Source organism: Streptomyces californicus (assembly GCF_000717645.1).
Taxonomy (GTDB): Bacteria; Actinomycetota; Actinomycetes; order Streptomycetales; family Streptomycetaceae; genus Streptomyces; species Streptomyces californicus.
On the sequence record NZ_JNZZ01000023.1, the window covers coordinates 47,110 to 64,627 of the forward strand.

The 17,518-nt window shown below is 71.1% G+C and carries 18 protein-coding genes; 5 read left to right on the forward strand and 13 right to left on the reverse strand.

The features are described from left to right. Nucleotides 1-179: 179 nt before the first annotated feature. The 3 genes from IF19_RS0127295 to leuE all read right to left on the reverse strand — a co-directional run bounded on the left by IF19_RS0127295 (nucleotide 180) and on the right by leuE (nucleotide 2,095). Entirely contained in the window at nucleotides 180-545 is a 366-nt protein-coding gene (locus tag IF19_RS0127295) for an immunity 53 family protein (RefSeq protein WP_050490861.1), read from the reverse strand. Then, the gene (locus IF19_RS0127300) at nucleotides 505-1,347 is read right to left on the reverse strand and encodes a polymorphic toxin-type HINT domain-containing protein (protein ID WP_030112644.1); all 843 of its coding nucleotides are present in this window, start codon (nucleotides 1,345-1,347) and stop codon (nucleotides 505-507) included. Before IF19_RS0127300 ends, IF19_RS0127295 begins: the two co-directional genes overlap by 41 nt. A 64-nt stretch (nucleotides 1,348-1,411) precedes the next feature. Then, a complete protein-coding gene (leuE, locus tag IF19_RS0127305) occupies nucleotides 1,412-2,095 on the reverse strand; it encodes a leucine efflux protein LeuE (RefSeq protein ID WP_030277352.1) in 684 nt (227 codons plus the stop codon). A 239-nt stretch (nucleotides 2,096-2,334) separates the two neighbouring features. Between leuE and IF19_RS01000000135015 the strand changes: the two genes are divergently transcribed. After that, nucleotides 2,335-3,456: a L,D-transpeptidase family protein gene (locus IF19_RS01000000135015; protein WP_234313181.1), complete on the forward strand. Its 1,122-nt coding sequence runs from the start codon at nucleotides 2,335-2,337 to the stop codon at nucleotides 3,454-3,456. Nucleotides 3,457-3,825: 369 nt separating this feature from the next. Here IF19_RS01000000135015 and IF19_RS0127315 read toward each other — a convergent pair whose 3' ends face one another. Next, on the reverse strand, nucleotides 3,826-5,022 hold the full coding sequence (locus IF19_RS0127315) for a hypothetical protein (protein ID WP_030277356.1): 1,197 nt from the start codon (nucleotides 5,020-5,022) through the stop codon (nucleotides 3,826-3,828). Then, nucleotides 5,022-5,936: an RNA polymerase sigma factor gene (locus IF19_RS0127320; RefSeq protein WP_030112650.1), complete on the reverse strand. Its 915-nt coding sequence runs from the start codon at nucleotides 5,934-5,936 to the stop codon at nucleotides 5,022-5,024. The genes IF19_RS0127315 and IF19_RS0127320 overlap by 1 nt, the downstream gene beginning before the upstream one ends. A gap of 492 nt (nucleotides 5,937-6,428) precedes the next feature. On the opposite strand from IF19_RS0127320, the gene IF19_RS0127325 reads away from it, so the two are divergent. Both IF19_RS0127325 and IF19_RS0127330 read left to right on the forward strand, forming a co-directional pair. Beyond that, nucleotides 6,429-7,847, forward strand: coding sequence for an AAA family ATPase (locus IF19_RS0127325; protein ID WP_030112651.1), 1,419 nt, complete (start codon nucleotides 6,429-6,431; stop codon nucleotides 7,845-7,847). Next, nucleotides 7,844-8,476, forward strand: a complete 633-nt coding sequence (locus tag IF19_RS0127330) for a DUF4276 family protein (RefSeq protein ID WP_030112652.1) — start codon at nucleotides 7,844-7,846, stop codon at nucleotides 8,474-8,476. The genes IF19_RS0127325 and IF19_RS0127330 overlap by 4 nt, the downstream gene beginning before the upstream one ends. 223 nt (nucleotides 8,477-8,699) lie before the next feature. On the opposite strand, the gene IF19_RS0127335 is transcribed toward IF19_RS0127330, so the two are convergent. Together IF19_RS0127335 and IF19_RS0127340 are read right to left on the reverse strand one after the other, a co-directional pair. After that, the gene (locus IF19_RS0127335; protein WP_030112653.1) at nucleotides 8,700-8,909 is read right to left on the reverse strand and encodes a DUF397 domain-containing protein; all 210 of its coding nucleotides are present in this window, start codon (nucleotides 8,907-8,909) and stop codon (nucleotides 8,700-8,702) included. A 3-nt stretch (nucleotides 8,910-8,912) separates the two neighbouring features. Beyond that, nucleotides 8,913-9,785 carry a helix-turn-helix domain-containing protein gene (locus IF19_RS0127340; RefSeq protein ID WP_030120841.1) on the reverse strand — a complete coding sequence of 291 codons (873 nt, stop codon included), beginning with the start codon at nucleotides 9,783-9,785 and terminating at the stop codon, nucleotides 8,913-8,915. 297 nt (nucleotides 9,786-10,082) lie between these two features. On the opposite strand from IF19_RS0127340, the gene IF19_RS1000000137815 reads away from it, so the two are divergent. After that, nucleotides 10,083-10,697, forward strand: coding sequence for a hypothetical protein (locus IF19_RS1000000137815; protein ID WP_050493756.1), 615 nt, complete (start codon nucleotides 10,083-10,085; stop codon nucleotides 10,695-10,697). Beyond that, nucleotides 10,633-11,079 carry a hypothetical protein gene (locus tag IF19_RS0127350; RefSeq protein WP_030112655.1) on the forward strand — a complete coding sequence of 149 codons (447 nt, stop codon included), beginning with the start codon at nucleotides 10,633-10,635 and terminating at the stop codon, nucleotides 11,077-11,079. The genes IF19_RS1000000137815 and IF19_RS0127350 overlap by 65 nt, the downstream gene beginning before the upstream one ends. A 184-nt stretch (nucleotides 11,080-11,263) precedes the next feature. Here the strand turns inward: IF19_RS0127350 and IF19_RS0127355 are convergent, their stop codons facing one another. The 6 genes from IF19_RS0127355 to kdpF all read right to left on the reverse strand — a co-directional run bounded on the left by IF19_RS0127355 (nucleotide 11,264) and on the right by kdpF (nucleotide 17,364). Then, nucleotides 11,264-12,046: a hypothetical protein gene (locus IF19_RS0127355; RefSeq protein ID WP_030112656.1), complete on the reverse strand. Its 783-nt coding sequence runs from the start codon at nucleotides 12,044-12,046 to the stop codon at nucleotides 11,264-11,266. Nucleotides 12,047-12,336: 290 nt separating this feature from the next. After that, nucleotides 12,337-12,570 carry a hypothetical protein gene (locus IF19_RS1000000137175; RefSeq protein WP_030112657.1) on the reverse strand — a complete coding sequence of 78 codons (234 nt, stop codon included), beginning with the start codon at nucleotides 12,568-12,570 and terminating at the stop codon, nucleotides 12,337-12,339. A 176-nt stretch (nucleotides 12,571-12,746) separates the two neighbouring features. Then, the gene (locus tag IF19_RS0127365) at nucleotides 12,747-13,418 is read right to left on the reverse strand and encodes a potassium-transporting ATPase subunit C (protein WP_030112658.1); all 672 of its coding nucleotides are present in this window, start codon (nucleotides 13,416-13,418) and stop codon (nucleotides 12,747-12,749) included. Between the two features lie 6 nt (nucleotides 13,419-13,424). Next, nucleotides 13,425-15,605: a potassium-transporting ATPase subunit KdpB gene (kdpB, locus tag IF19_RS0127370; protein WP_030112659.1), complete on the reverse strand. Its 2,181-nt coding sequence runs from the start codon at nucleotides 15,603-15,605 to the stop codon at nucleotides 13,425-13,427. Beyond that, complete coding sequence (kdpA, locus tag IF19_RS0127375; RefSeq protein WP_030112660.1) at nucleotides 15,602-17,266, reverse strand: potassium-transporting ATPase subunit KdpA; 1,665 nt, start codon at nucleotides 17,264-17,266, stop codon at nucleotides 15,602-15,604. The genes kdpB and kdpA overlap by 4 nt, the downstream gene beginning before the upstream one ends. A gap of 8 nt (nucleotides 17,267-17,274) precedes the next feature. Then, complete coding sequence (gene kdpF / locus IF19_RS1000000135715; protein ID WP_032746149.1) at nucleotides 17,275-17,364, reverse strand: K(+)-transporting ATPase subunit F; 90 nt, start codon at nucleotides 17,362-17,364, stop codon at nucleotides 17,275-17,277. Nucleotides 17,365-17,518: the final 154 nt, after the last annotated feature.

The following is a 17,518-nucleotide window of genomic DNA, read 5'->3' on the forward strand; positions in this document are numbered from 1 at the left end:
GGTGCGTGCTCTCGGCGTGCCGCTCCAGGCCCTCGTACTGGACGTACTCGGGTCTGGGGCCGGTGCGGCGAGAGTGCGTGCGTGGCGTCGTGAGGCGGACGGGAATGGTCAGACAGGCCCGAGGAGCACGGGGCCACCGACCAGGACGCCATGTCGTCGGTGGCCCCGTGCCGCTCGCCCTATCCGGAGGGCCGCTCCTCGCCCTGGGCGGCAGCACGCTCGGCCCACCCCTCGAAGAGCGCGTCCACCTCGCCGAGCGAGCCGGGGTCGCACGCCGCCTGGAACGTCCTTCCGTCGCTCCAGGCGATCATCCAGCCCCCCTCCGGAAGCTCGCGCCTCTCGCGACGGACCTCGACGCCTTCGAGGTCCGTCTCGCTCACGTCGACCTCGATGTGCCACCCCGGATTGTCCGTCGTGGCCATCCTGACGCCGAACTCGTGCTCCCACTCCCCGTCGCAGTTGGACGCGTACCAGGACTGGATGTAGCGCGTCCCCCGGTACTCGTCACGAGCAGCCGAGCGGCTTCTCCCACTCTTCCGGTGCACGTGCGTCGCCTCCGTTCGGCATGTTGATGTGGGGAGTGTCCACCCGGGTCCCGTCCGCGTTCGTATGAGCGGGCCCTTCCAGATCGAACCGCTTCACGAGTTCGAACGGTGCGGGGTTCCGGGGGTTCGACTGAGGAGCCCACTCCGCGTACTTCTTGATCTGCCCGGTCCCACCGTGTCGTACGAAGGTGGTGTGGGGGCCCTCGGCGTCGTAGTTGGGACGCTGCCCGGGTTTGCGCCCTCGTCCGCTGTTGTGGACCAGGACCAGCGTGGACCCCGCCGCGACATAGTACGTATGCGCCGTGTCGACGGTCAGGTTGTACACCGCCGCGCGCTGCGTCCACGCCGAGACCGCTTCGATCTGGACGCGGGTGCCCGAACCGGTCTCCAGCCACTGGCCCGGTTCCAGTTCGTCGGCGGTCCGCCACTCCTTCAGGGACGGGACCCAGAAGGGGTGGCCGGCCGTGGCCGTCAGGATCTCCGTGGCGTCGCCGCGGTCTCCGTCCGTGTCGAGGGCCAGGCGGACCAGTTGCTTGTAGCCCTCGCCCGTGATCGTCGCGGTGACCTCCTGGGTGGAGGTGCGGCCCGTCGTCGGGTCGGTGGCCCGGACCTCGTCGCCCGCCTTCACCTTCTCGATCGGCCGCCGGGTTCCGTCGGCCATCACCACGTCGGTGCCGGCGAGAAAGCTGTTGCCCACCGCGTCCGCGGCGAGCCGGCTGCACTCCACGGCCGTCTCGACCCGGTCGACGGTGTCGCTCGCCTTCTCGATCTTCTCGCCGTACTTGGCGGCCTTCGCCGCCATCCGGCCCGCCTTCGCCGCGCCGCCGGGGCGGCCACGTGTCCGGCCCGCCGCCCCGGCGCATCCGCTACACGCTGCTGAGCGAGAGCTTGGCGGCGAAGCCGAGGAAGAGGACGCCGGCGGCCGACGTGGCCGTCGCCGACAGCCGCTTGCGGCGGCGGAAGGCGGCGGCCAGGCGGGTGCCGCCGAAGATCAGCACCGAGAGGTACGCGAAGCTGGCGAGCTGGAGCAGCGTGCCCAGCAGCAGGAACGACAGGGCCGGGTAGGCGTAGCCGGGGTCGACGAACTGCACGAAGAAGGAGATGAGGAAGATGATGGCCTTCGGGTTGAAGAGGCTGACCACCAGCGCCCGGCGGTAGGGCTTCTCGACCGGACCGGCGGCCCCGGCCGTGCCGGGCGTGCCGTCAGCCTCGACCGACTCCACCAGCTCCGCCGTACGCCGGTGCCTCTCGCGCCACAGCGAGACGGCCGCCCGCAGCATCCCGATGGCCATCCAGGTCAGATAGCCCGCGCCCGCGTACTTGACGATCGCGAAGAGCAGCGGCGTGGTCTGGAGCAGGGAGGCGGCGCCGAGCGCGGAGAGCGTCATCAGCACCGTGTCCCCGGTCCAGACGCCGGCGGCGGCCGTATAGCCGGTGCGTACGCCGCGGCGGGCGGCGACGGAGAGCACGTAGAGCGAGTTCGGCCCCGGCAGAAGAACGATCAGCGCCAGACCGGCGAGGTACGTCGGAAGATCGGTGACACCCAGCATGGTCGGAGTGTCGCATGCCTGTACGGGACGCCGTCCAGGGGTTCCGGCAGGCGATATGCGTCACGGTGCGCGGGCCGGCGGGGACGCCGCCCGGCCGCCCGGACCAGGCCATGATCACCGGGGCGCCCACCCGGGGGTCTGGACGCGCCGCTCGCGTACGACGGAGGATTCGGGGGCCGGGCCGGACGGGAATCCGTACAGGAGGCGCCGGAATCACGGGTGAACCAGGGGGCGGAGCGATGACGGACACGGGCAACGGGTGGGGCGGCAGGGCACCGAGGGACTCAGGGGTCTCGGGGGCGTCGGGGGCGTCGGGGGCGTCGGGGGTCACGGGGGCCTCCGAGGTCGCCGGAGTCTCCGAGGACGCGGGCGCGGGTCACGCGGAGCCGTCCCCCGGCGCGCGGCGGCACGGTCCAATTCCAGGCCCCCGGCTACCCCGCCCCGCCGGATCGCGCCTCCGGGCCCGTCGCGTCACCGCCGTGTCGGTCGTCGCGCTGGCCGCCCTCGCCACCGGGTGCGAGCCGGGCGCCGCCCCCGGGGCGCAGACCGCACCGCGGCAGACGCCGGCCACCCGGCCCGCCGCCCCCTCCCCCGCGCGCACCGAACCGGTGCCCGCGCCCTCGACGGCGGAGCCGAGCACCGTGCCGCCGCCCCGCCCTTCGGCGTCCACCCCCGCGCCGGCCCCCACGACCGCCCGGCCGGCTCCGGAGCCGAGCGCCGCGCCGCCGGCCCGCGTGCTGATGCGGACCGGGTCGGAGAGCGACCGCGTACGGGAACTCCAGGCCCGTCTCCGTCAGATCGGCCACTTCGGGCGCAACCCCACCGGCTACTACGGCTCCGTCACCGCCGACTCCGTGCGATCGTTCCAGGCCAAACGCGGCCTCGCGACCACCGGCAGCACCGACGAGGCGACCTGGAAGCGGCTGCTGGCCATGACCCGGACGCCGACCGCCGAGGAGCTCCGGCCGCCGACCGAACGCCCCCTGGCCACACCGGACAAGCGCTGCCTGACGGGCCGGGTCCTGTGCGTCAGCAAGTCGAGCCGGACCCTGGCGTGGATGATCGACGGCCGGGTCGTCTCCGCGATGGACGTGCGCTTCGGTTCGGAGTACACGCCGACCCGCGAGGGCGAGTTCGAGGTGTTCTGGAAGTCCCGGGACCATGTGTCGACGCTCTACGACACCCCGATGCCGTACGCCCTGTTCTTCAGCGGCGGGCAGGCGGTGCACTACTCCGCCGACTTCGCGGCCAACGGGTACGGCGGGGCGTCGCACGGCTGCGTCAACGTACGGGACAAGAAGAAGGTCGCGGCCCTGTTCGACCAGGTGAAGAACGGCGACAAGGTGGTCGTCTTCCGGTAGCCCCGGGCGAGGGCCGGGCCCGGCGGACGCGGCGGGCCCGGCGGACGCGGATCGGGCCCGGCGGACGCGGATCGGGCCCGGCGGGCGCGGATCGGGCCCGGGGCTTCCGGTGATCCGGGCCCGAAGCTTCCGGTGATCCGGGCCGGGCGGCTTCCCCGGCACGGTGCGGCGTGAGCGGTGGTGGAAGAGGGCGCGGGCGGGACCGGGGGAACGTGTCCCGCCCGCGCCGATGCGCTGAGCCGAAGGTACGGGGGGAACCCCGGCTCGTCGCGCGGCCGATGACCAGTCGGCATTCTGTACTGCGTCCCGCGTCCGAAAAACGTCACACCCGGGCCGTCCCGCACCCGGCGGGGAGAACTGAACGGCGGTTCAGCGCGCGCGTACCGAGGCCGGGGCATCGGCCGCCGGCTCCGGCAGCGCCCGGGACCCGGCGCCCGGACCCGTCGCCACGCTCGCGTCCGGGGCCAGGGCGGAGCGGGGTACGGGGTGGAAGGAGACGGGCGGCCGGGAACCGTCGCCGCCCGGACCGTCGCCGCCGTCGTCACCGCCGCCGGACCCGCCCGAGCCGTTGCCCCCTCCGGAGCCGCCCGAGCCGCCGTGTCCGCCGCTTCCGCCGTTCCCGTCGAGGAGACGGTCGCAGAAACGTTCCAGGTTCTCCTCGCCCTTGGCGAACCGGATCAGCCGGCGTCGGCTCCTGTCGTCCAGCGTGCCGTCGCGGAACGCCTTGCACGCCTTGACGGCCTGGTCGTACCAGTCCCCGGAGTCCGTGTCGTCACCTCCGGAACCACCGGAACCGCCGGAGCCGGAACCACCGGAGCTGCCCGACGCGGCATGGTGACCGCCGTGGTCGTCGCCGCTCCCGCTCGTCGACTCCAGGCCGTCGTCGTCCGGGCGGTCCCGGTCGCCGGGCCGGTCGTCGCCCGGCTCCCGGCCGGAGCCCTCGGTGTGGGCCTCGTCGGGCTCCTCCGAGCCGCCGGACTCCCGGGTCTCGGGGGCGGAGGACGCCTCGGGCCGGTCGGGCGGTGGCGGGTCCGCCGGGGTCGACGGTTCGCCGACGGGTCCGTCCGACATCAGCGGCCCCGGGGTGGCCGCCGCCGATACGGAGGTGGCGGGCGTGGGCGAGCCCCAACCGCCGAGGGTTCCGCCGAACACGCCCGTACCGGCGGCGACCGCCACCCCGCCGAGCGCGCACCCCGCGAGCGAGGCGACGAGACCGAAGCGGAGCGGCCGGCTCCAGCGCGGACGGCGGGGCGGTCCGGCGGGGGCTGCGCCGAGGTGGACGGCGGGCAGGAGGCCGGGGCGGCCGGGCAGCGCGTCGCCGGCGGCGCGGCCGGCGAGCCGGTCTCCGCCGGTGCCGTGGCCGGCTCGCCGGAACGCGGCGAGAACCGCTTCCTCCCCGGGGAGTTCACCGGCCGGCGGCCGGCGGCCCTCGCGGGCCGCGCCGAGCGCTTCGGCGAGCCGGAAGGCGTCGGTGCGGGCTCCGTCGCCGACGGGGACGACCGGTTCGCCGCGGAGCAGTTTCTCCGCCGCGTCCTTGTCAAGCCACTCGTAGTGCTCGTCGGCCATCACATGTCCCTCTGCGTCCACGGTCGCCAATGCGTCACACCGGGAGTGACCCCGGCGGGCGCGACCGGACCGTTCCGGCCGGGGCGCTGGGCGGGCACCGCGCCGAGCCCGGCGCCACCGCCCGCGTCGTCGCCGTCCGCCGGTGCGGAGCCCGGGGCGGCGGCGTCGGCGGAGGCCCCGGTTCCGGGCCGACCGGAGGCGGCGGCGGTAGTGGCGTCGGCCAGGTGTGTCACCGGCGGGGAGACGTCGGGCCGGAGCGTCGCCGGGGCGGTGGCGTCGGACCGGGGCGCCGCCGGTGGGGTGGCGTCGGGCCGGGGTGACGTAGGCGGGGTGGCGTCGGGCCGGTTCGCCGTCCGTCCGGCCTCCTCGGCGCCGAGGAGTTCGGCCAGCCGCTTGAGCCCGCGGTGGGCGGCGGTGCGGACGGCGCCGGGCCGTTTGCCGAGCGTCTGCGCCGCGCTCTTGGCGTCGAGCCCGACGACCACCCGGAGCACGACGGCCTCGGCCTGGTCCTGGGGGAGCTGGGCGATGAGGGACATGGTGCGGTCGGTGTCCAGCGCCTCGATGGCGTCGCCCGCCGTGTCGGACTCGGCGGCGCGCGTGGTCAGTTCGGTCTCGTCGCCGCCGATGGCGGGACGGCGGCTGCGCATGCGCAGATGGTCCAGAGAGCGGTTGCGCGCGATCCGGGCGGTCCAGCCCCGGAACCGGTCGGCGTCCCCGCTGAAGCGGTCGAGGTCCCGCGCTATCTGCAGCCACGCCTCGGACGCCACGTCCTCGGCGTCCGTCTCCCCGACCAGTGTCCGTATGTAGCCCAGCAGCCGTGGCTGCACAGCGCGGTACACAGCACGGAAGGCGTCCTCGTCCCCGTCCTGAGCCGCGAGCACCGCGGCGGTCAGCTCCGCGTCGTCCCCCAGCACTCCCTGTACCCGCCCTGACGTCCTCATTCGCAGCTGGTCAACTGCTGCGCAACCCTGCGCGAACCAGCACGCTACGTGCTCGGCGGGGGCCACGTCCATGACTTGTACAACTCGCAACAATTCGTCGGCCCCGCCCCCGGGTGTGACAGAAAACGCAGTCATGGCGCAGAGATGAGTACGGGGTCGTGCTGCGACCCCGTGGAAGACGGCCGGGGCCTCTCCTGTGGGGGGTGGCGGCCCCGGTCGTCGCTCCTCTTCCCCGCCCGGCCGCCCGGCCGCCCGGCCATGGCCACGGGCCGCCCGCTCCGCCGTGACCGGAGCCCCTCCCGGAGGCCTGCCCGACCGGCCCCCAGCACGACACACCGCTCCGCCCCGGACGGGCGCTGCCGTGTGCCGACCCAGCGCGGGATGTGCTCGCCGACGCGCTGCCGGGGTGGTGCCCTTCTCGCCAGTAGGCTTGCCTGATCCGCTCGACGAACTTCCGGAGACCGCATGCTGACGCGCATCGAAGTCCACGGGTTCAAGAACCTCCTGGACTTGTCCATCGACTTCGGGCCCTTCACCTGCATCGCGGGAGAGAACGGCACGGGAAAATCGAACGTCTTCGACGCCATCCAGTTCCTCTCTCTTCTCGCCGACCAGTCGATGATGGAGGCGGCTCAAGAGGTTCGAGGCGTACACGGCGAGCGCCACGGGGACCCGCGTGATCTGTTCTGGAAGGGCTTCGAGCCTGGTGATCACCGGATGCGGTTCGCGGCCGAGATGATCGTTCCGCCACACGTGGAGGACGATTTCGGCCGGGCTGCGGAGGCGAGCAGCACCTTCTTGCGGTACGAGCTGGAGATCGGCTATCAGGAGCCGTCCGGGCTCGACCGCTTCGGCCGCCTCACACTCCTCCACGAGACGCTGGCCCACATCACCAAGGGCAAATCTTCGCAGCACCTGCGTTTCCCGCACAGTGCCAAGCAGTTCCGCGACACCGTCATCCAAGGTCACCGCAGTGGCGCCCCGTTCATCTCGACGACCACCGAAGCCGGCGAGTCGATCGTGCGCGTCCACCAGGACGGCGGCAGCCGGGGCCAGCCCAAGCCGGCTGCGGCGTCCCGGGCTCCGGCGACCGTCGTGTCCACCATCACCAGCAGCGACGACCCGACGATCCTCTCGGCTCGCCGTGAGATGCAGTCCTGGCGGCGACTCGCCCTGGAGCCTTCCGCTCTACGGCGGTCCGACCGGTACATGGACCCCCAGGCGATGGGTGCTGACGGCTCCCATCTGCCCGCCACCCTCTTCCGGGTGGCCCACGACACTCCCGGTGCGGATCCCAGCCAGGTGTACGCCCGGGTCGCGGGGCGCCTTTCGGACCTGACCGGCATCCATGTCCGTGATCTGGACGTCGATCAGGACGAGGTCCGGCAACTCCTCACGGTCAACGTGCACGAAGTCGCCGGCATGACCCTGCCTGCGCGCAGCCTCTCCGAAGGCACCCTGCGCTTCCTGGCGCTCTGCGTTCTGCTCGAAGACTCGTCCGTACGTGGGCTGATCTGCATGGAGGAGCCCGAGAACGGAATCCATCCGGCGAACCTGAACGCCATGGTCGACCTGGTCCAGGACCTCGCCGTGGATCCGTCGGAGGAACCCGGCACGGACAACCCGTTCCGGCAGGTGCTGATCAATACGCACTCGCCCGGCGTCGTCCAACTGGTCGGCAACGAGGACCTTCTGTTCGCCGATACGGCGATGCACCGCGGCGAGAACGGCACTCTGAACCGCGCACTGCGGCTGCGCCCGCTCGCCGGTACATGGCGGGCCACAAAGACGCCTGGCGGGGCCTTCGTCACGAAGGCCGATATTCTCCCCTACCTCACGACTCCCGTCGGAGCGCAGCTCACCCTGAGCGGGGACGTCGTATGACCGCTCGCGTCCTGTTCATCGGGGAAGGCAGCAGCGACAACGGCCTGGTCCCCCACGTCGAATCCATCGCCGTCCGCAAGGGACTCGACATCTCGGTCACCGTCCCCGACTTCGGTCTGCTCCGGCTGCCGACCGGACACTCCGTACCGGACAAGATCCGGGCCGCCCGCGCGCTCGGAGGGAGCTACGACCTGGCCGTGGTGCAGCGGGACGCCGACCGAGGCCCTGCCCAGGACCGCAGGGACGAGATCGAGAAGGCGGTGGAGGCCGAGTGGCCCGGCCTTCGGCACGTCGCCGTCGTGCCCGTTCGCATGCTGGAAGCCTGGCTCCTCCTCGACGAAGCGTGTCTACGCCATGTCGCCGAGAATCCCCGCGGCCGTATCGGCCTCGACCTCCCCAAGGGTGGTGCGGCGGAGAACATCGCGGACCCGAAACAACTCCTCAAGGACTCGCTGGCACGGGCGAGCGAGTACAAAGGACGCCGCCTCGCACAGTTCCAGAAGCGCTTCTCGCAGCACCGGCTGCGCATGCTGGAACTCCTGGACCCCGAAGGACCGGTGGCCTGTCTTCCGTCGTGGCGCGCTTTCGTCGAGGACCTCGACGCGGCGTTCGAGGTCCTCAACGGGTGAGCTCCTCGGCGTGGCCATGATGGACGCTGCCGCACACCCGCCCGATGCGGGAGGCACCCGCCGTACGCCGCTGGCAGATGATGGCCGCAACGCTACCCGGCCCAGAGACTCGCACCCCGGCGAGTCGGCGTCGGCGACGACTCCGACCGGCCCCGCTTCCCGGTGTTACGGGCGAGGTCGGCCGGAGCCGGGCAGGCCGGGCCGGGGTCCGAGGGTCAGAGGGTCAGACCAGGGCTTCCTTCTTGAGCGCCTCCACGAAGGCGGCCCACGAAGCGCCCAGGAAAATGGAAACGCCGCCCTCACGGTTCTTCGAATCCCGCACGGCCATCATCGTCCCGCCCAACCGAGCACCCTCGACGCACTCGCCGCCCTGGCCGTTGCTGTAACTCGACGTGAACCAATCGGTTCCGGTCAGCGCGGCGTTACCGTTCATGAATCAAAACTCCTTGATCGCTTTGCCAATCATGCTGAGGGACTCCTGTTTCCCCACAGCAAGAATCTGGAGGTCCGTGAACGCCTCCTCGTACACCCGCACGTTCCCCGGCCGCCTGGTGACCGATGCTCCGCCCAGGTTCTCCAGGTAGACGATCGGTTGCGCGTCCGGAAGTCGCAGCAGGGTGAAGGCACCATCCATCCCCGCGTGCGCTCCGGCCTTGAAGGGAACGATCTGGAGAGTGACGGAGGGGTGGGAGACCATCTCCGCCAGGTGCTCCAACTGCGCCCGCATCACCTGCTCCCCGCCGACCTGTCGGTACAGCACCGCTTCGTTGATGATCGAGGCGCACTTGAGGGGCTGGGCGGCCCGGCGCAGAGCTTCTTGGCGCGTCATGCGCACCGCGACAACACGATCGATCTCGTCGGGCGGCAGGCCCTCGTTCGCTTGTTGGTGAATGGCCCGGACGTACTCCTCGGTCTGCAGCAGCCCAGGAACGAACTCAGCCTGGTAGGTATGCAGCGCCTCGGCCGTCGCTTCGAGAGCGAGGAACGCCTTGAAGCTCGGCGGAACGGCAGGCCGGTACTCCGGTGACTGCCACCAGTCCTTCTTCGTCTTGGTCACCGCCGCATAGCCGACCAACTGGGCCCGCATCTCGTGGTCTGCGCCGTAGATCTCGCAGAGGGCCATGACGTCGGCGGGCTCCACCACCGCGTTGTCCCCCTGCTCCAGCCGCGTCAGCTTGGAGGGGCTGCACAGCAGCTTGCGGACCACCTGTGTGGAGGAGAGGTTCGCCGCCAGCCGCAGCCTCCGCAGCTCACGGCCTAACTGGAGGCGACAGAGGGCAGGCGTCGCAGCCTCTGTGTCCGTGATCATTTCTTCGGCCTCCCAGTACGTGTAACCCAGTGTGACGGAGTGTGTCCCGCTCCCGCAAGGAGGCTTCTGCTCGCGCGCAGAAGACCGCGCTCGGGTCCGCCAACACGGCTTTCTCACCCGAGACTTCACGTAAAAACTAGTCCGCAGAATCCCGCCGGAGCGCTTCCGACCGTACTGGCTGCGATGCCACGATTACCAGCAGTTGCCATGGGCGTGCGAAGCAGCCATGGAGCGCGCACTTCCCCTTCGCGCGCACCTCTTCACGCCCTCCGCCCCCCAGGTCAGGAGCCCCCACTCATGACGGACATCACCGCAGGCAGGCCGCCCACACCGGCCACGGACGGCACCGCCCCGGACGTGACCGAACCGCCGCTCGACACCGAGGAGGCGGAGCGCTCGGCGGACGAGGCCCTCGGCCTCAAGCTCGGGACGACCACCCGCACGGAGATCGACGACTACACACAGCTCATGAGGGGACAGGTCGCCCTCTTCGCCTCGGCCGTACGGGAGGGCGGCGGTGTCGCGGCCCGCGGGTCGTGGCTGGAGGCCGATCAACTCCTGGGCAGGGGGCTCGCCGACGACTGCCTCGTGTTCGCCCCGTGGACCCACGTACGCGACCTGGCCCGGCTGTTGCGCAGGCTCGTCGCCGAGTACGGCGAGCAACGGGCTATCCGTGCCCAGGCGTTGCCGGACCACTCCTGCCCCGCCATGCCGAACGAGCCTGTTGGCGACCGCTGCGCGAACCCGGAGCCGCCGGACGCCCGGCCTCCGAGCACGCGTCGGCTCCGGTGGCCTCGGAACGGTGACCGCACGACGGAACCGGTCGCCGGTCCTCCAGTGCACCACCGTGACCCCGCTGCCCACCGGCGAGGCCCTGGCCGCTCTCCTCGCCATGCAGGGAGGGCCCGATGACGCGGCCGACCACCTCGCGGACATGGCCTTCGTGCTCTGCGAGTTGGGCGAGCACACCGACGAGACCGAGCACGCCGCCCACCTGTGGACCGCCGAGGCGCAGCCTCCCCCGGGCCTGTGGTTCCTGTGGACCGGCAACAACGGCGGCCTCCGCGTCCACCACCGCTTCGCCACCCTCACCATGTGCCCGGCCAGACTGCACGACCTCAGGGAGGACTCCCGGCGGTGGTGCGGCCTCTTCGAGGACCATCCCGGCCGGCACAGCTTTGATGTAAGCGACCCGCTCCGGGAGTTGCTCCACGAGCGCATTCGCCGCGAGGCACGGCGACGTGCCGTCGCAGAGGACTCCGACCCCGACGACGAGGGCCGCGAGACACCCTGACGCCGCGCAGAACCGTCGGTACGCTCGGAGCGGCCCGAGAGAACGGAGTGGCCCCTATCCGAGCTTCCCGCCTACCAGCGCAAGCGCACCCTGGCCGCCATGGTTCCGGCATCTTCACCGGCGGCCGTGACTCCGTCGTCCAACGACCCGGCGGCGGCCGACGTCGGCCGCCGCCACCCCGGCTTCACGACGCCTCCCGGATCGCCGTCCACCCGACCGCGTTGAACGCCGCGTCACCCGGGGCGACCATCTTCGGCTCGGTCTGGCCCTGGACGTCCTGCTGCGCCTGCCTGGACGCGGACACCGAAAGCTTCCAGTCGGTACCGTCCCACTTCGTCCCGATGATGAGGCGGGTGTAGGAGCCCTTCTCCGCGACCGTCTCCCCCGCCTTCTGCGTCACCCGGGACAGGAGCCACATGGTGACCTGGTCCGGCGACGCCTTGACGACCTTGAAGCCCACCACGTGGCTGCGCATGTACGCACCGGACGGCATGGGCGCGCCCGGTTTCAGGCCCATCTCCCGGGAGATCGCCTTGCCGTTGTCGATCGACCCCAGCTCGACCCGCTCGGCGGCGGCCTCGGACTGGTCCTCCTTCGCAACGTAGCTGTGGTAGAGCCGCAGTTGCTCGTCGACGTTGCTCCGGTTTCCCTCGATGACACTGGTGTTGGCGGCTGCCAGCGCCGCCACCGCACCCTCGGTGGTGTGCGGGAACTCGACTTCGCTGCCGCGCTCGTCGGTGCGCTTCCCTCGCGGAAGCGCCGCCCAGCGCTGCGGGTCGGTCCAGTCCTCCGGCTGCGCGTACCCCGACGGCTCCGGATCCGCGCTCGCCGACGAAGGCGATCCGGCCTTGCCCGGCACGGCACCACCGCCTCTGTCGCCGCCACCGCCGCCGTTGACCGTCGCACACCCCGTCAGTGCGAGTACAGCTGCCAGCGCGGCGCCGACGAACCAGACGCCCCTGCCCATGCTCGCTTCCTTTCCATCGCGCGCCGCAGCTTCGCCGCCGCGGCCCGGACATCCTTGTGCCGGGTGACCGTCATGGCCGCAATGCCGTTGCCGTCCACCGGAATCACCGCGTACCGGAGCACACCCCGTTCTCTGTGGCGCCCCGCTTTCCTCGTGGAGGACAGCACTCATCAGGCGGCGGCAGCGGTCTTCCTCGGCGGCGTCCGTCCGGCTCCGTCGGGGTGAGCCGTGCTGGGGCAACACCCCGTGCACCCAGGAACGGTGGACGGAACGGACGGGCCGCTGACGCGTCACTCCCCGGCGGTGGCTTCGCGTACGGCGGTGAGTTGGGCCGGCATGTCTCTGAGGATCTCCGCGATCCGCACCTGGCTGTCCGCCGTCAGCGTGTCCCGCTCGGCCAGCAGCGGGGCACGTGCCTCGCGCAGGGCGCCTGCGGCCTCCGGAGTGGGTGCCCCGTGAATTCGGGCGCTGTATGCGGCGATCACCGCGTTGAGCAGGGCCCGGGCCCGCTCGTGGGCGTCCATTTCCTCCGCCGTCCACCTCTGTGTTCGTGCCGCCTCCGACATGGGCGCTCCCCGTGATTCGCGAGCTTTGTCGCACCAACAGCGTTCTCTGCACAGCGCAGTGCTTCCAGGATGCCATCACCCCATGCCGGTGATCAGTTGAACTCCGGAAGCGGCGGACCACCCATCGCGAGGATTCAGGCGCGGCCCAAGTCCCGCAGCGCCGTGTTGAGTTCGAGGACGTTCACCCGGGGCTCGCCCAGGAAGCCGAGCAGGCGGTCGGTGGTGTGGGTCTCGACCAGGTGCTCGACCTTCCGGACGTCGAGGCCGTTGCGTTCGGCGACCCGGTGGACCTGGAGTTCGGCGTACGCGGGTGAGATGTGCGGGTCCAGGCCGGAGCCGGACGAGGTGACGGCGTCGGGCGGGACGTCGGCCGGGAGGACCGTGTGCGTGGCCGTGGAGTTGTCCTTCACCACGGCGGCCTTCGCGGCCTTCACCCAGCCGATCAACTCCTCGTTGTCGCCCGAGCGGTTGGTGGCGCCCGAGAGGATCAGCTCGTACTGGGTGTTGACGCTGTTGGTGCCCAGGCCGTTGGACGGGCGCGGCTGGAACCACCGCAGGTCCGGGGCGGGCGTCTCCTCGCCCTTCTTCAGGGGGAGGTCGTAGCGCTGGCCGATGAGGGACGAGCCGACGACCCGCCCGCCGCTGTCGGTGATCTCGCTGCCGTTGGCCCGGTCGCGGAACAGCGTCTGGGCGATGCCGGTCACGGCGAGCGGGTAGAGCACGCCACACACGAGAGTGAGGACGAGCAGGGCGCGCAGGCCGGCGCCGAGGACGCGGGCGGTGCTGCTGACGGAGGTGTGGGTCATGGCGGATCAGCCGATTCCGGGGATGAGGGAGAGGAGCAGGTCGATGAGCTTGATGCCGATGAACGGCGCGACGATGCCGCCGAGTCCGTAGATCCCGAGGTTGCGGCGGAGCATCCGGTCGGCGCTCGCGGGCCGGTAGCGGACGCCCCGGAGGGCCAGCGGGACGAGGGCGACGATGACCAGGGCGTTGAAGACGACCGCCGACAGGATCGCGGACTCGGGTGAGGCCAGTCCCATGATGTTGAGCCGGTCCAGCGACGGGTAGGCCACCGCGAACATGGCGGGAATGATCGCGAAGTACTTCGCGACGTCGTTGGCTATGGAGAACGTCGTCAACGCACCCCGCGTGATGAGGAGTTGTTTGCCGATCTCGACGATCTCGATGAGCTTGGTCGGGTCGGAGTCGAGGTCCACCATGTTCCCGGCCTCCTTGGCGGCCGAGGTCCCGGTGTTCATCGCCACGCCGACGTCCGCCTGGGCGAGCGCGGGCGCGTCGTTGGTGCCGTCGCCGGTCATCGCGACGAGCTTGCCGCCGGCCTGCTCCCGCTTGATGAGGGCCATCTTGTCCTCGGGCGTCGCCTCGGCGAGGAAGTCGTCGACGCCAGCCTCCTCGGCGATCGCCTTCGCGGTCAGCGGGTTGTCGCCCGTGATCATGACCGTACGGATGCCCATGCGGCGCAGTTCGTCGAACCGTTCCCGCATGCCCTCCTTCACCACGTCCTTGAGGTGGATCACGCCGAGGACCCGGGCGTCGCCGCCCTCGTCCGCCGAGGCCACCAGCAGCGGGGTCCCGCCGGCCTCGGCGATGCGGTCGGTGAGGTCGCGTACGTCCTCGGGGACCCGGCCCCCTCGCTCCTTCACCCAGGCCACGACGGAGCCGGAGGCGCCCTTGCGCACCGCGCGCCCGTCGAGGTCGACGCCCGACATCCGGGTCTGCGCGGTGAACCGCACCCAGTCGGCGCCGGGCAGCTCCCCCGGATCCCGCTCCCGCAGCCCGTACGCCTCCTCGGCCAGGACGACGATCGAGCGGCCCTCGGGGGTCTCGTCGGCGAGCGAGGAGAGCTGGGCGGCGTCCGCGAGTTCGGCCGCCGGGACGCCCGCGACCGGGACGAACTCGGCCGCCTGCCGGTTGCCGAGGGTGATGGTGCCGGTCTTGTCGAGGAGGAGCGTGGACACGTCTCCGGCGGCCTCGACCGCGCGTCCGGACATGGCGAGCACGTTGCGCTGCACGAGGCGGTCCATGCCCGCGATGCCGATCGCGGACAGCAGCGCCCCGATCGTGGTGGGGATCAGGCAGACCAGCAGCGCGGCCAGCACGATCATCGAGGTCTGATCGTCGGCCCCGGCGTAGATCGCGAAGGGCTTGAGGGTGACGACGGCGAGCAGGAAGACGATCGTGAGGGACGCCAGAAGGATGTTCAGGGCGATCTCGTTGGGCGTCTTCTGCCGGGAGGCGCCCTCCACCAGGCCGATCATGCGGTCGATGAAGGTCTCGCCGGGCTTCGTGGTGATCCGGACGACGATCCGGTCGGACAGCACCTTCGTGCCGCCGGTCACCGCGCTGCGGTCGCCGCCGGACTCTCGGATGACCGGGGCCGATTCGCCGGTGATCGCGGACTCGTCGACGGAGGCGACGCCCTCGACCACGTCCCCGTCGCCGGGGATGACGTCGCCGGCCTCGCAGACCACCAGGTCCCCGACGCGCAGGTCCGTCCCCGCGACGCGCTCCTCGGTGCGGGCCCCGGCGGGCGCTCCGGTACGTACTCCGGTACGGCTCTGCTTGAGGGAGTCGACGCCGGGGACGACACGGCGGGCGACCGTGTCGGTCTTGGCCTTGCGCAGCGTGTCGGCCTGGGCCTTGCCGCGGCCCTCCGCGACCGCCTCCGCCAGGTTGGCGAAGATCGTGGTCAGCCAGAGCCAGCCGGTGATCGCCCAGCCGAACCAGTCCGTCGGGTCGGTGAGCGCGAGCGCGGTGGTGACGACGGAGCCGACCAGGACGACGAACATCACCGGCGACTTGACCATGACGCGCGGATCGAGCTTGCGCAGGGCGTCCGGGAACGAGGTCACCAACTGCCGGGGGTCGAACAGCCCGCTGCCGCCCCGGGCGGGGGCTGCCCCGGGTCCGCCGGCCGGCGGCGCGTCGGTGCGAGGGGGACGGGTGGGGGCGGGGGTGGCGGTGCTCATGAGGCGAGCCCTTCGGCAAGCGGACCCAGCGCCAGGGCCGGGAAGTAGGTGAGTCCGGTGATGATGAGGATCGTGCCGACGAGCAGCCCCGCGTAGAGCGGCTTGTCGGTGCGCAGCGTGCCCGCGGTCTCCGGCACCGGCCGCTGCTCGGCGAGCGAGCCGGCCAGGGCGAGGACGAACACCATCGGCAGGAACCGGCCGAGCAGCATCGCGATGCCGAGCGTGGTGTTGAACCACTGCGTGTCGGCGTTGAGCCCGGCGAAGGCGGAGCCGTTGTTGTTGGCGGCCGAGGTGTAGGCGTACAGGATCTCGGAGAAGCCGTGCGCGCCGGAGTTGGTCATCGAGTCGGCGGGCGTGGGCAGGGCCATGGCGACGGCGGTGAAGCCGAGTACGAGCGCCGGGGTGACGAGGATGTAGCAGGCGGCGAGCTGGATCTGCCGGGTGCCGATCTTCTTGCCGAGGTATTCGGGGGTGCGGCCGACCATCAGTCCGGCGATGAACACGGCGATGACCGCCATGATCAGCATGCCGTAGAGGCCGGAGCCGACGCCGCCGGGGGCGATCTCGCCGAGCTGCATGCCCAGCAGGGTGATACCGCCGCCGAATCCGGTGTACGAGGAGTGGAAGGAATTCACCGCGCCGGTGGAGGTGAGCGTGGTGGCCACGGCGAAGAGCGACGATCCGGCGATGCCGAAACGGGTCTCCTTGCCTTCCATGGCGCCGCCCGCGATCTCGAAAGCGGGCCCCCGGTGGGCGAATTCGGTCCACATCATCAGCGCCGAGAAGCCGAGCCAGATGACGGCCATCGCACCGAGGATCGCGTATCCCTGCTTCAGCGAGCCGACCATCCGGCCGAAGGTCCGCGTCAGCGCGAACGGGATCAGCAGGATGAGGAAGATCTCGAAGAGGTTGGACAGCGGATTCGGATTCTCGAAGGGGTGGGCGGAGTTGGCGTTGAAATAGCCGCCGCCGTTGGTTCCGAGTTCCTTGATGGCTTCCTGGGAGGCGACCGCGCCGCCGTTCCATTCCTGCGTACCGCCGGTGAACTGTCCGACGGAGTGGATGCCGGAGAAGTTCTGGATCGCCCCGCAGGCGACGAGGACGATCGCGCCGAGGAACGCGATGGGCAGCAGAACGCGTACGGTGCCGCGCACCAGGTCGGCCCAGAAGTTGCCGAGTTCACCGGTGCGGGAGCGGGCGAAGCCCCGTACGAGCGCCACCGCGACGGCCATGCCGACGGCGGCGGACAGGAAGTTCTGCACGGCGAGGCCGCCGGTCTGCACGACGTGGCCCATGGCCTGTTCGCCGTAGTAGGACTGCCAGTTGGTGTTGGCGACGAAGGACGCGGCGGTGTTGAACGCCTGGTCGGGGTCGATCGAGGAGAAGCCGAGCGAGCCGGGCAGCGAGCCCTGGACGCGCTGCATCAGGTAGAGGAGCAGCACGCTCACCGCCGAGAAGGCCAGCACGCCCCGCAGATAGGCGGGCCAGCGCATCTCGGCGGCGGGATTGGCGCCGATGACGCGGTAGATCCACTTCTCCGGCCGGTAGTGCTTCTCGGAGGAGTAGACCCGTGCCATGTAGTCGCCGAGCGGGCGATAGGAGAGGGCGAGCGCGGCTATCAGCGCGGTGAGCTGGAGCACGCCGGCGAGTTGGGGACTCATGTCCGTTCTCAGAACCTCTCCGGGAAGAGGAGAGCCAGGACGAGATATCCGAGCAGGGACACGGCCACGACGAGGCCGACGACATTCTCGACGGTCATGGCTTGGTCACCCCTCGGGCGACGAGAGCCACCAGCGCGAATATCGCGGTCGTGGTGGCGACGAAGGCCAGATCGGCCATCGCGGACTCCTGATGGATAAGGGGAAGGGAAAGGAGATCGGCCGTTCGGCCAAGAAGAGGAAACCTCGGATTCA